General features: G+C 39.7%; 14 protein-coding genes. 12 read left to right on the forward strand and 2 right to left on the reverse strand.

Annotated elements, in window-relative coordinates:
* The first annotated feature begins 31 nt into the window (after window positions 1-31).
* Window positions 32-517, forward strand: coding sequence for a nitrite reductase (locus tag L3V77_RS07160; RefSeq protein WP_275136382.1), 486 nt, complete (start codon window positions 32-34; stop codon window positions 515-517).
* A gap of 162 nt (window positions 518-679) precedes the next feature.
* Here the strand turns inward: L3V77_RS07160 and L3V77_RS07165 are convergent, their stop codons facing one another.
* Both L3V77_RS07165 and nrfA read right to left on the reverse strand, forming a co-directional pair.
* Window positions 680-1,024 carry a hypothetical protein gene (locus L3V77_RS07165; protein WP_275136383.1) on the reverse strand — a complete coding sequence of 115 codons (345 nt, stop codon included), beginning with the start codon at window positions 1,022-1,024 and terminating at the stop codon, window positions 680-682.
* A 122-nt stretch (window positions 1,025-1,146) separates the two neighbouring features.
* On the reverse strand, window positions 1,147-2,565 hold the full coding sequence (nrfA, locus tag L3V77_RS07170) for an ammonia-forming nitrite reductase cytochrome c552 subunit (RefSeq protein ID WP_275136385.1): 1,419 nt from the start codon (window positions 2,563-2,565) through the stop codon (window positions 1,147-1,149).
* Between the two features lie 485 nt (window positions 2,566-3,050).
* Between nrfA and nrfB the strand changes: the two genes are divergently transcribed.
* The 11 genes from nrfB to L3V77_RS07225 all read left to right on the forward strand — a co-directional run bounded on the left by nrfB (window position 3,051) and on the right by L3V77_RS07225 (window position 12,734).
* Window positions 3,051-3,659 (forward strand): cytochrome c nitrite reductase pentaheme subunit, encoded by a 609-nt coding sequence (gene nrfB / locus L3V77_RS07175; protein WP_275136386.1) that lies wholly within the window; start codon window positions 3,051-3,053, stop codon window positions 3,657-3,659.
* Window positions 3,660-3,669: 10 nt separating this feature from the next.
* Window positions 3,670-4,353, forward strand: a complete 684-nt coding sequence (gene nrfC, locus L3V77_RS07180; protein WP_275136387.1) for a cytochrome c nitrite reductase Fe-S protein — start codon at window positions 3,670-3,672, stop codon at window positions 4,351-4,353.
* 2 nt (window positions 4,354-4,355) lie between these two features.
* On the forward strand, window positions 4,356-5,303 hold the full coding sequence (nrfD, locus tag L3V77_RS07185; RefSeq protein WP_275136388.1) for a cytochrome c nitrite reductase subunit NrfD: 948 nt from the start codon (window positions 4,356-4,358) through the stop codon (window positions 5,301-5,303).
* A 50-nt stretch (window positions 5,304-5,353) separates the two neighbouring features.
* Window positions 5,354-7,264 carry a heme lyase CcmF/NrfE family subunit gene (locus L3V77_RS07190; protein ID WP_275136389.1) on the forward strand — a complete coding sequence of 637 codons (1,911 nt, stop codon included), beginning with the start codon at window positions 5,354-5,356 and terminating at the stop codon, window positions 7,262-7,264.
* Window positions 7,251-7,763, forward strand: a complete 513-nt coding sequence (locus L3V77_RS07195) for a DsbE family thiol:disulfide interchange protein (protein ID WP_275136390.1) — start codon at window positions 7,251-7,253, stop codon at window positions 7,761-7,763. Before L3V77_RS07190 ends, L3V77_RS07195 begins: the two co-directional genes overlap by 14 nt.
* Before the next feature lie 24 nt (window positions 7,764-7,787).
* Window positions 7,788-8,261 (forward strand): heme lyase NrfEFG subunit NrfF, encoded by a 474-nt coding sequence (nrfF, locus tag L3V77_RS07200; RefSeq protein ID WP_275136391.1) that lies wholly within the window; start codon window positions 7,788-7,790, stop codon window positions 8,259-8,261.
* 189 nt (window positions 8,262-8,450) lie between these two features.
* Complete coding sequence (gene ribA, locus L3V77_RS07205) at window positions 8,451-9,047, forward strand: GTP cyclohydrolase II (RefSeq protein WP_275136392.1); 597 nt, start codon at window positions 8,451-8,453, stop codon at window positions 9,045-9,047.
* 156 nt (window positions 9,048-9,203) lie between these two features.
* Window positions 9,204-10,763 (forward strand): L,D-transpeptidase family protein, encoded by a 1,560-nt coding sequence (locus L3V77_RS07210; protein WP_275136393.1) that lies wholly within the window; start codon window positions 9,204-9,206, stop codon window positions 10,761-10,763.
* A gap of 170 nt (window positions 10,764-10,933) precedes the next feature.
* A complete protein-coding gene (locus L3V77_RS07215) occupies window positions 10,934-11,500 on the forward strand; it encodes a YcbK family protein (protein ID WP_275136394.1) in 567 nt (188 codons plus the stop codon).
* Window positions 11,501-11,568: 68 nt separating this feature from the next.
* Window positions 11,569-12,222 carry an MBL fold metallo-hydrolase gene (locus L3V77_RS07220; RefSeq protein WP_275136395.1) on the forward strand — a complete coding sequence of 218 codons (654 nt, stop codon included), beginning with the start codon at window positions 11,569-11,571 and terminating at the stop codon, window positions 12,220-12,222.
* Window positions 12,223-12,377: 155 nt separating this feature from the next.
* Window positions 12,378-12,734: a MarR family transcriptional regulator gene (locus L3V77_RS07225; RefSeq protein ID WP_275136396.1), complete on the forward strand. Its 357-nt coding sequence runs from the start codon at window positions 12,378-12,380 to the stop codon at window positions 12,732-12,734.
* Window positions 12,735-13,077: the final 343 nt, after the last annotated feature.

Below are 13,077 nucleotides of genomic sequence, written 5' to 3' on the forward strand. Positions count from 1 at the left end.
TTCAATTTGCACGCTTTCTTGGTTTTATATTGTGTCTCCAGATAAGGAGCAAACCAAGGTTGTAAAACTTGCTGTCCCACTAACTATCGATGAAATTATTGTCGAGATTCAAGACAAACTAAGGGAAGACAAAAATAATGCGGATCTGTGGTTTCAATTAGGACAAGGATATTTTGCAAATGGAGAATTTACCAATGCAGACACTTGCTTTGGTTACGTGTTGCGATTGACTGATGAACCTTCATCAACCATTTACGCCGCAAAAGCCACGGCCTTATATTATTTAAGTTCACAGCGCATGACTCAAGAAGTAAATGAATTACTGGATATCGCTTTGTCAAAGGATCAACTAAACGATACTGCGTTAATGCTCATCGCTAATGACCATTTCATTAGTTTTAGATATGATGACGCGATTGAGACTTGGCAAAAAGTGTTAGATTCAGAACGCCAAGGCATAGACAGAGTGGCAATCATTAACTCTATAAACAGAACCCAAGCATTACAAACTAAGTAGTTCTCAGTTTCTTGATATTGAGTGCTTGCTCTGCATGTTGGGTGTTGTTTCGTCAGGCTCGTTGGCTTGCTCTTATCTTTTCAATTGAACAGGTTACTTGCAGCCAGTTAACGGGTGATATTTGTAAACTACTCGTTTCATTTTTAGCCATTTCCTTTCTATCTATACAAGAGTTTGCGGTGTATATCCGTTTCGACACTGCTTATCTTTGTTGCGTATATCACTCAAGTCGATTAGTCCGATTACCACCAACAGTTCATTCCTGCTGATGAAGAGATGACGCCAGAGCGCAAGTAAATCGGTGGCTTGTTTGATGGTTGAAGAATGGGTAGGTTTACTGTCTAGCCAATCTAGAGTCAGTTGGGGCGACTTGTGATTCAAAGACCAGTGAAACAGACCATCACGATCAGGCAATATTTTATGTTCAGGTTGTTTCCTTGAGTCACTAATTGATATTGAGTACTTCTTTATTACGCAGGCATATACGCCAACCAAATGCGCTAACACGCCGGAAGCATTCGTTTCGAAGCTGATGCCTGAAGAGAAATTAGGATTGAAAAAAAAGAAATGCCAGCAAAAGCTGGCATTTAATTTAAAGTCAACGGGGAGGTGTTGACCTCACTTTTCTATTAATAAGTGTACTTGTCTTGACGTGCTTTGGCTTTCGCTTCCCACTCAGGAACGAGAGTCTTAAGGAACTCTTGTTTCTCAGCATTCATCTTATCCATGTCCATACCTAGCGCTTTTTGTGCAGCAGCTTTAGTAGAGATGTCTGGGATTTGAATTGGGTCAGTGATGCCTTTCTTAGCAAGTAGACGAATAATCTTAGTACGAGCGTCCGCCGCTCTGTCTACTGCAGTACCTAGAATTTCTAGTGCAACTTCAGGAGCATGCATATGGACACCGTGAGATGCAATTGCATAGTCCCAACGCCATTGTGCGTGACGGATATCCATTAAGATATCTTTCATTTCTTCTTCTGTCGCGCCAGCTTTCCAAGCTTCACCCGCTTCGAAGTGAGCCGCAACAATTTGTTTCTCAGCGATAAGCTTCATGTTAGTAACTTGAGCTTTACGTGTAGAAACAACGCCTTGGAAGTATTCTTTTTCTTGTGTGTGACACTGTGCACAAGTGTTGTCAAATGCGTCAAGTGGATTACCCACTTTATGGTCTGTATAAACAGTACCATCGTCTTTTTCAACTTTAGGCATGTGACAATCAGCACAAACTACACCGTTCTTACCGTGTATGCCCACTCTCCAAGTTTCGAAACCTGGGTGTTGAGCTTTCAGCATCGGTGCTTTAGATACTTTATGAGTCCAGTCTTTGAAGTTAAGAGCATCGTAATACTGCTCCATGTCATCGACGGTAGTACCTTGGTCCCAAGGGAATTTAACAGACTTATTTGGACCAGTGAAATAGTATTCAACGTGACACTGAGCACAAACTGTTGCTTGTTTTTCGATATCAGATTGTTGATCAAATGGCATACCAATTGACTCAAACGCGCGCTCAACATATGGACGAGTGATCATCAGATCTGGTTCGCCATTTTTGAATGCTTCGCTCTTAGTATTGTGACAATCAGAACAACCGATAGGGTTAACTATCTCGTGGCCTAAACGTGCCCATTTACCCTCAAAATAACCGTCTTCACCTTTTTCTTCAATAACACGAGCTACGTCAGGGCCTTTACAGCTCCAACATGCCATAGGCATAGGCCCTGTTTTTTCATCTTTAGGTGCGCCAGTACGAAGTGTTGCTCGTAAATCGTCTATAGCGTAAAAGTGGCCACGTGCTTTGTTATAGTCTTTAGAGAAACCGTAACCAGCCCACATAATGACCATGTTCGGATCGCCAGCTAAAGCATCCGTTTTTTCAGTACTCTCAGAAGTTGCTTTCCAAGTTTCGTATTGTTGTGAATGACTGCTCTCGAATGACTCGTTACGAGGGTCGCCAATCTTACCGTCTGCAGCTACAACAACAGAAGCGCTTAACAAGCCCGCCGCTAAAATTGCTACTGACTTAGATACCCAGTGCTTACTCATGGTGTTATCTCCATGTTTATATGATTATTCAATTTATTACTCCGTTTATTTTTATACCTAGCGTTGTGGACTGGTATCCTAAATAAGAATAGGAGGTACCCGTATATATTAGACGTAAAAAATAAATAAGGTATATAGCGGGCTTATTAAATTGTTTTAGATCAATTAAATAAGGTGATCACGGCCACGCTTTGTTTCATATACCCATAAAGGGGTAGGTAGCGTGATCAATAATTCTTCTTATTCAAGAAGTTACGTCGCTACACCTCAGAAAAAATAAGATGAAATTGGTCACTATGTGATATTAAAATTAGGTAATATTAATATAGTTATTTATAATACTTTTAATAGCGTTGTGGCTGTTCCATAATAAGAATTATTATCGTTTAGGATTACTGTAAATTAATCCTGTAGAGTTTTTATACTTATTCAGAAATATCATTCATTAATACATTAGAGTGTTCTGAATTAAGGAAAGGAAAAAAATGGCCAATATCAAGTTGACCATAGCCATAATGCTGAAGTCACTTCTTATATTATGTCTCTATGGTTTCTCTATAAATGTTTATGCGGAAACTGCAAGTGATACCACCGCTACCGCAGAACCAGAAAGAAAAAAACTAGTGATTTCACGTAAAGATAAGCAATGTGCAAAGTGTCACAAGGAATCTTATTCTTCTTTGCATGAGTCTCATGGTTACAATGCGGTTGATATACTTGGTAAGCAAGTTAAGTGTGCTGATTGTCATAATAAGATTAGCTCGAAACATCGTAATGGCGCTCCAAAGGTGACCAAGTATTTTGAAGCTCAATCTCAGCCGGGTACCGAGAAGCAGGTGCTAACGCAAAGTGAAATATTGAAAGCGAATAAAGAGTGCACCGACTGTCATAAGCCAGACGATTTGCGCGAAAAGTTTTGGACACACGATGTCCATGCAAAAAACCTGACCTGCACCAATTGTCATAACGTTCACGCTAGTAAAGCAAAAGTACTCAGCTTTGATCATAAGCAAAGAGTACAGTTATGCGTCGATTGCCACTCAGACTTCACGAAAATGAAGAAAGCGAAGCAAAACAAAGAAGACAATGAGTAGGAGAGATGACATGAGTTGTTCTAGACGAAATTTTTTGACTGGCGTTGGCGCCGTTATCTTCACTACCGGGGTTGCAAGTACTGGTGCTCTTAGTACTAAGACCCTTGCTAATACGATGGAAGATGGCGACAAGCGTTATGGCATGGTACATGACGAAACAGCTTGTATCGGCTGTACGGCGTGTATGGATGCATGTAGGGAAGTAAATAATGTTCCTGAAGGTGTAGCAAGGCTTGAGATTATTAGAAGTGAGCCGCAAGGTGAATATCCTGATGTTGATTACCGTTTTACACGAAAATCTTGTCAGCATTGTGAGAACGCGCCCTGTGTAATGGTTTGCCCTACAGGCGCGGCTTATACCGATGAAGAGACTGGCATTGTCGACGTCCATCAAGACAAGTGCGTCGGTTGTGGTTATTGTTTAGCGGCTTGTCCGTACCAAGTCCGTTTTTTCCACCCTGAACATAAGTCTGCAGATAAATGTAACTTCTGTCGTGATACCAACCTAGCGGCAGGAAAATTACCTGCATGCGTAGAGTCGTGTCCAACGAAAGCGTTGACGTTCGGTGACCTAAATGACCCGAAATCAGAAATCAACGCGGTATTAAACAATAACGTTTTTTATAGAGATAAACTTGATTTAGGCACTAAACCTAAACTTTACAAAATTCCGCACCAAAAAGGGGAGATTTAGAAATGGAAGCTGCATTTAATTTCGATACCCTCGTATGGGATTGGATAATCGCGATATATTTGTTTTTAGCTGGTATGTCCGCCGGTGCTGTGATGATATCTATTTACCTGAAGCGTAAAGTCATTGAAGGTGATCCAGCTAAAGATGGCATCTTAAAAGCAACCGCATGGATAGCGCCGTTCGGTATTATTTCTGGACTTACTATCCTAATTTTTCACTTGACCAAGCCTTTGGCATTTTGGAAAATTATGATCTATTTTAACACCACTTCGGTTATGTCGATGGGTGTTATTCTGTTCCAAGTTTATCTAATGGTTCTATTTGTCTGGATTGCAATTATCTTTAAAGACACCATTATGAAATACATGCCGAAGCAACTCTCTTTCGTTGATGGCATTATTGTTAAACTCGCTAAGATCGAAAATTTCTGGGAACTGTTCTTAGGGTTTATGGCGATTATGTTGGCCGCTTATACCGGGTTTTTACTATCGGCTCTACAAACGTACCCGATGCTCAATAACCCTGTGTTACCAATCCTATTCTTGTTCTCAAGCTTATCTTCTGGTGCTGCGGCCTGTATGCTTGGAGGTATTGTTGTGTTTAAACAGTCACCAACAAGTGCAACGGCGAAGTGGGTTCATAGCTTTGAACGTCCAGTCGTCATGTTTGAATTGTTTGTGATGCTCTGCTTCTTTACGGGACTTATCTTTAGTGGTGGTCAAGGTGAAGTTGCTGCATATAATGCGATTGGCAGTGGGTTCTGGGCAAGTTGGTTCTGGTGGGGAGTTATCATTTTTGGTATGTTAACGCCATTAGCGCTTAACTTCTTCATGCCAGCGGCGGTTCGACATAAAAACGGATTCATTGTTATTGTAACGGTACTAAGCTTGGTTGGTGTACTCATGTTACGTACGTTCGTTCTTTATGCTGGTCAAATGACAGTAGTATAGGAAATATAGGCTTGACCTTTTTATTACGGGTCAAGCCTAATTAAAATTATATGTATTCAGAAATCGGTCAGTTTTCTCTTCTCATCGTTGCTATTAGTTCTCTTTTTTCTTTGTGTTATGTTCCTAATCAGTGGTTAATGAAAAAAGAAGTTCCACTTGGAACATTGCTTTCATTGGTTCATGTCGGCCTTTTTTTCTCACTAATCTCAATTACTGCGTTAGCGTTGGCCTTCGTTACTGATGATTTCTCACTAGTTTATGTGGCTTCTCATTCCAATACACAGTTACCTGTTTTCTTTAAGGGAGCGGCCGTATGGGGTGGTCACGAAGGATCACTTTTATTTTGGGTCGTTACGTTGGCACTTTGGAATTCAGCCATTGCACTCAATTATAAAAAACTACCGGATGACTACTTAGCTAAAGCCTTGCTTGTATCGTCCACGCTTGTGTGTGTGTTTGCCTTTTTCACACTGCTTGCATCTAATCCATTTGAAGTAAATTCTGTTATCCCCGAAGAGGGCAGAGATCTTAATCCAATGCTTCAGGATGTTGCGTTAATCTTCCACCCGCCTTTGTTGTATATCGGTTATATCGGTTTTTCATCGAGTTTCGCACTCGCTTTAGCAGCATTATGGCAGAAAGACATCCCCTCTTATTGGTTGGCAATTAGCCGCCGATTTAGTTTAATTGCGTGGACTTTTTTGACCAGTGGTGTCTTGTTGGGCGCATGGTGGGCTTATTATGAATTAGGATGGGGTGGTTGGTGGTTCTGGGACCCGGTTGAAAATGCTTCACTTTTACCGTGGCTAACAGGGACTGCGTTGGTGCATAGTTTGATTATTAGCCAGCAAGAAAAGAGTTTAATGAAATGGAGCTATGGTCTCTCATTTATTACTTTTTCGCTGAGTATTCTTGGCACATTTGTTGTGCGTTCAGGCATTATTACTTCTGTGCATGCTTTTGCCGTCGACCCCACTCGCGGTGTTGTACTCATCGCTATTTTAATTGCCCTCGTGTTAGTCGGTTTTGGTAGCCAAATTTTTAGAAGTGACGATATAAAATCGAAGCCTATACCAAGTTATAAAAGCAGGAGCTTTTTGTTTTTACTTAGTAATGGTCTGTTTACTATTGCCATGATTACCGTATTGCTTGGAACTTTTTACCCAATGATCTTCCAAATATTTGGACTGGGTAAAATATCTGTTGGTGCACCATACTTCAACACGCTGTTCGCCCCGCTTACTTTTATGGCTTTGTTACTCATGAGTGCCGCTCTAATTGTTAAAAATAGGCGGAAAACTGGTAAGTTGTTGGTTATATTCAGTACCGTTGCTCTATTAACAGGTACCGTGTTATATCGAGTCCAATATCAGACTATGCAGCCGATGGTTTTGGCGACATGGATTCTGTGTTCCTTTGTTTGTATTAGTATGCTTCATCGATTGTATAGTGTAGGAACGACGAGAAGTCGGATCGCTATGTTGCCCATGTGTTTTGCTCACGGGGGGATAGTCCTTGCGTGTATTGGTGCAAGTATGAACGCATATCATTCAGTAGAAACAAGTGCGAAGCTTGGTATTGGTGACCGAGTAAGTTTCGAACGATTCCAGTTAGCCTTTGAAAGCCAGAACCTGTTTATAGGCCCTAATTATACTGCTGAGCAGGTTCTGCTCAGGATCAATAGCAAACAAGAAGTGGTTCCTGAAAGAAGACATTATCAAGTTCGAGTGATGAATATGACTGAACCTGGTATTAAAAGTTACTGGCATGGGGATCTGTATATAACGCTAGGTGAGAAATTATATGATGGTTCGTTTGCCGTACGAATCCAATATAAAGCGTATATACAGTGGATTTGGTTTGGTGGCTTGTTGATGGTATTTGGTGGTGTTGCTTCTCTAGTATTAAACCGAAAGGCTGCGAGCGTTACAATGAAGGAGAAGAGCGATGAAACTGGTTAAGTTATCTGTATTGCTGGTTATCTTACTCTCAGTATTTGGGACTCTATATTATGGCCTAAATAACGCTAATTCTGAGTTAAATGACGCCATGATGAATGAACCAGTTCCAAGCTTTAACTTGTCTACACTAAGGGGTGATAAAATAGTAGATGAGACCATTTTTGTTAGTGATGAATATACGCTACTGAATATCTGGGCGTCATGGTGTGCTGCATGTAAAATTGAACATCCCTTTCTTGTTGAACTGGCTGAGTCCGGTATTAAGATAATAGGGCTTAATTATCGAGATAATCAAAAGGAAGCACAAAAGGTTATTGTGGCAGAGGGCAACCCTTATACTGAAATAGTGTATGATCCAAATGGTGAGTTAGCGCTAGATTTAGGCGTATTAGGCGCACCTGAAACCTTTGTTATAGATGGTAACGGTAAGATTATTACCAGAGTGAGTGGAATCATTGACTCAGATGTCTGGCACAATCAACTTGCTTCCTATTTTTAATCAGAACAATATCTAGTGGGCAAAATGAGAAAAATATCGGTATCCGTGGCTTCAGCGCTAATGTTAATGATGACTGTTTTTACGACCACAGCAGCCAACAAAAGTGACCCCGTCATTTTTTATGACAATAACAAAGATGTCGCGATACAAGCTGAATTATTTGAATTTGATTCAGAGCAACAAAGACAAGAGGCCGTAAGTCTAGCGAAAAGCCTTCGTTGTCCGCAATGTCAGAACCAAAACCTAGTTGAATCTAACTCTCCTGTTGCCAAAGATCTGCGACTAAAAGTGTATCAAATGGTAAAAGACGGCCAGAGTGATGACCAAATAGTAGAGTTTATGACTCATCGTTTTGGTGATTTTGTACTTTATGATCCTGCATTATCAAATAGAACATTGGTATTGTGGTTTTTTCCTATTTTTCTATTCATTCTTGGGCTATTTTTCGCTTTTAGATTGGTTAAACCAAAGCGAAGCGACGATAGAAATATAGATTAAGGTTTGAAAGGTTCGGTTATTGTTATAATATAACAGTTATCCTTCGTATGGATAACGACAGTTCACTGCTATGTCGCGATATTTCATTGAAATCCTTCACTTCAATCCCAATATTGTTGTTATCATCTAGAATATCAGTAGTTCGTTAATGTAGTTGATGCTTTAATGAATGATTAAGCGAGAATAAATATGGCTGAAGTCCGCGCCAGAGTGGCTTTAAAGGTTGGTTTGAAAAGTGATATCGATGCAGAGATTCTCTCTTTTCGTGGCTTGGAAACCGATAAAGAGCATGTAGCACTTGTATTTCAAAATGCCGACCAAAAAGAAAACACCCCATTAGTCAGAATCCATTCCGAGTGTTTGACCGGAGATGTATTTCATTCGTCACGTTGTGATTGTGGTGAGCAACTCGAAGAAACGATTAATAAAATGGGTGAACGAGGTGGGGTCATACTGTACCTTCGACAAGAAGGTAGGGGGATCGGATTGTACAATAAGATCGACGCTTATCGATTGCAAAGTGAAGGAATGAATACCTACGAAGCGAATAATCACCTAGGGTTTGGTGACGATTTAAGAGACTTTACCGAAGCTGCACAAATGCTTAACGCTTTAGGTATTGATAAAGTTAAGCTGATTACGAATAATCCTAAAAAAATAAACGAATTGCAAAGTTTAGGGATTGAACTTGAAGAGGTGATAAATACCTTTGCCCATGTCAAGCAAGGCAATGAAAGTTACCTAAAAGCGAAGGTTTCTCACGGAAAACACAACTTAGATATTTAGTTTTAAAAAGATGTCGTAAATAGTGGTAAAGCCCTGCTTAATGTAGGGTTTTTATGTATTATTTGTGGTGTTTCTCAATAATGCTAATCTCAATCCTCACATCTGGTGATATATTGCCCTATTCTATATATAACGCTTTAATATGGCTGTCTTTTTATGAATAATCGGTTTTTACTGATATTAGCATTGTGTTTTACTCCTCCATCGCTAGCACTAGAAGATTTGTACCAAATGAACTGGTTGCAAGTTGACAAGAAAGTCGCTTCGGAAGTCACCTATCCCGAAATTTTAAATGAAATCTATACGGCCCGTAATTTTCAACTCATTTGGCATGAACCAGAGACGTCTCAAGAGTTAGAGTCATTACTAATGATTGTACATTACGCTCAGTTAAGTGATTTTTTCTCAGCTCGATTGTTAAGGTTACAAAATTTACGAGATGAAGGGCGGTGGTATGAGTACGATGTTATTGCGACCGACACGATATTGAATTTTAATAACTACACAAAGCTAGTAAAAGAAAACGGTTTTAAGTGGTATTACGGGAGTCGCGTGGAGCTCCCAGAAATTGTACTGACCAATGACGCTATCAATCAGTTCGTGCAAAACGTGAATAGAGGAACACTTATTGATTACGTTAGGGCCTTGAATGGCACACCAGATCAAATGGACCACGTGCATCAGGCGGTAAGCTTGCTGACACAAGGCATTGACTCTGGAGTCAGGCGTTATGCACAAGTGGGTATTATCAAAATAGGCGACGGCATATATAACAAACGTCCTCTAGTAGACCGTTTGAAGGTTGTTGGCATTAACACTGAAGATATCGATGTCAACACGATGGAATATGACCAACCTTTAATTAAGGCTGTGGAACAGTTTCAAAGAATGCATGGCTTAAAAGTTGATGGGGTTATAGGAAAAGAGACGTTATACTGGATCAATAAGCCACTTGAAGACCGTTTATATTCTGTCGCGCTAAATACTGAACGTTCCAGATTGATGCCAAAGGACCTCCAAAACACTATCATCGTCAATCTCCCTAGTTTTCATTTAAATTATTGGTATCTAGGGGAAAATCAATTTTCTTCAAAAGTTATCGTAGGAAAAAAGAAGAGAAAAACACCGCTGCTAAGAGTGAAGATGGATACATTAATTATGAATCCTTCATGGAAAATCCCTAAAAAATTAGTGCGTGAAGATATCATTCCTTTAATTAAAAAAGATGATAGTTATCTCGAAAGAATGAATATGAAAATCGTAAAGTACTGGGGTTCGAAAGAGGTTATTGACCCTTCGACGATTGATTGGCAGACAATCGATCCAGACGCTTTTTCATACAATATGATACAGGCTCCCGGGAAACGAAATGCGTTAGGTGCATTTAAGTTTAATACACCAAATGCTAGAGCTATATACCTACATGATACGCCGTCAAAATACTTGTTTAACAATACAACGCGTGCTTATAGTTCAGGATGTATCAGGGTTCAATATGCAGATAAATTTGCTCAAACCTTGATGAAAGTGCAGGGGATTGAACCACCGAAGCAATCCATTGAAGACCCGATAATGCATCGAGTAGCGCTAAAAAGGCATATACCTGTTCATATACTCTATCAAACTGCTTGGGTTAAAAATGGGCAGATCCAATACAGAAAAGATATCTACGGTTATGACAACAGAACATCCTCTCTAAATTTGACTAAAAACTGACAAATTGAGCTCTTCGAAAAAAACTGCAATTAATTCAATATTCAAACCGACAATTGTTGGCTTGAATATTGTATGTGTATTCCAGTAACAGAAAATACGCCCGTCCATTATTTGACTGATCAATTAATGTACGTTAATTTGCACAGCGTTTATTTAATGAAGAGAACTTTATGCCAATTAATACAGTAGACCGTCGACAATTTTTACGTCTAACCACTGGAGGTGTTGCCCTTGCTACCTTTTTCCCTACCAGTGTACTGGCCTCTTTGGCAGAACAAAATAGTCAATTGACTAAGAACAAAGTGGTTTCGTTTAAAAATCTCCATACCGGAGAAAAACTACAAACGCAGTTTGATTCAAATAATAGAATCTTTGCGGCCGAAATAAATAAGATAAATCATATCTTTAGAGATTTTCGTAGAAACGAAGTTCATGACATCGATAAGCATTTACTAAGTCAACTTAATGCGATTCAAACGTTATTAAACTCCAGTGCTGAAGTGCAATTAATATCCGGATACCGATCGCCTTTAACAAACGAGTTGTTGCGATCTAAGTCTGGTGCAGTGGCAAAAAAGAGTTTCCACATGCTAGGTAAGGCAATGGATTTCCGCTTGGAAGGGGTTCCGCTTGACGAAGTCCGAGATGCGGCAAAAACATTAAAAGCAGGTGGCGTTGGTTATTATCCAAACAGTAATTTTGTTCATATCGATTCTGGACCAGTACGTTCTTGGTAACTAGCTTGTATTGTGCGTCCTCAAATGTCATAGTTTTGCCATAAACGTAAACCAACTTGAGCAAAACTATGAGCCTTAAATATCAAATTGTCCCAGTCACTTCTTTTGCACAAAATTGTTCAATTGTTTGGTGTGACGAAACCATGAAAGGTATCGTTATTGATCCCGGTGGGGATGTAAAACAGCTTACAATGCTAATTCAAGAACTGAGTGTAGATGTTGTCAATATATTGTTGACTCATGGTCACCTAGACCATGTTGGTGGGACGCAGCCATTGGCTCAAGAGTTGGGTGTTGAGATAATAGGTCCCCACAAAGCGGACAATTTTTGGTTACAAGGGTTGGAAGGTCAAAGTAAGATGTTCGGTTTTCCACTAACCGAATCTTTTGAGCCTCAACATTGGTTACTTGACGGTGATGAAGTTACCTTTGGCAATCAAACATTCGCGGTCTACCATACTCCGGGACATACGCCTGGACACGTTGTGTTTTACAGCAAAGACGCTCAACTTATTTTTGTCGGTGATGTATTGTTTGCAGGAGGAATAGGCAGAACCGATTTCCCGCAGGGTGATCACGAAACATTGATTCGGTCTATAAAGACCAAGTTGTGGCCTTTAGGTAACGACGTAGAATTTGTTCCCGGTCACGGACCTAATTCAACAATCGGTAGAGAGCGAAGAACAAATCCATTCGTAGCTGATGAAATGCCTCTGTATTAATCGTCATTTGATGGTCATATTTTAAATAAAATCCGCTAAATATCGGTTTTTGTTCAATTATTATCCAACCTATCGCCCAAAACTGTAATTCGTTTCGAATTTTTGGTATAAAAGCGCTCTTTAGTTTTTACCGCTGCGGATTTTAGGAAAATATAATGAGACTCGCTCATAAACGTAAAGTGCAAATGAAGTTGCAAAAACGCGTAAACGTCGTTTTGACAACACCTTCAACAAAGCCAAAACAGAAAAAAACAGTTCAAAATGACGTGATTGAAGTAACAGAAGAGAAAGCGGTTACGTCTATTGTCTTAACACCAAAACAACAACAAGTTCTTGATATTGTTTTGAATAGTTCTGAAGGAATCAATAGTAAACAGATTGGTTTGGAAGCAGGGCAAGAAGAAGGCAAAGCGGCCTCTTGGGCTACGGGTGCACTAAAGAAGTTACTAGAAGAAAATCTTGTACTAAAAGTGCAACTTGAAGGTAACAAGGTTCAGTATAAAGCGAACTAAGACCTGATGTAACTAGGCCCATAAAAACGAAGCTCCTTTTAGGAGCTTTTTTGGTTTTACTCTCCTGTTTTATAGTCGGTGAGCTATAGGTCACAAAATAATAACATTTATCCGATCGGGTTTAATGTTAACTACGTAGGTGCTATATACGGACCTGCGTACCTTACGTATTAATAACTCACTGTAATGTAATGATATTAATTCACGATAACTATTTAATTGCGTATTAATACGTAATACTAAAGTCGAACTCAAACATGTAGATGTTAATTGGATGCGTGTTCACGCCGATTTCATTATGTGTTGAATATGTCCATTGTTACCCCGTGTGCTTACTGGTGTA

This window comes from Vibrio sp. DW001, from assembly GCF_029016285.1.
In the GTDB taxonomy this organism is placed as follows: domain Bacteria; phylum Pseudomonadota; class Gammaproteobacteria; order Enterobacterales; family Vibrionaceae; genus Vibrio.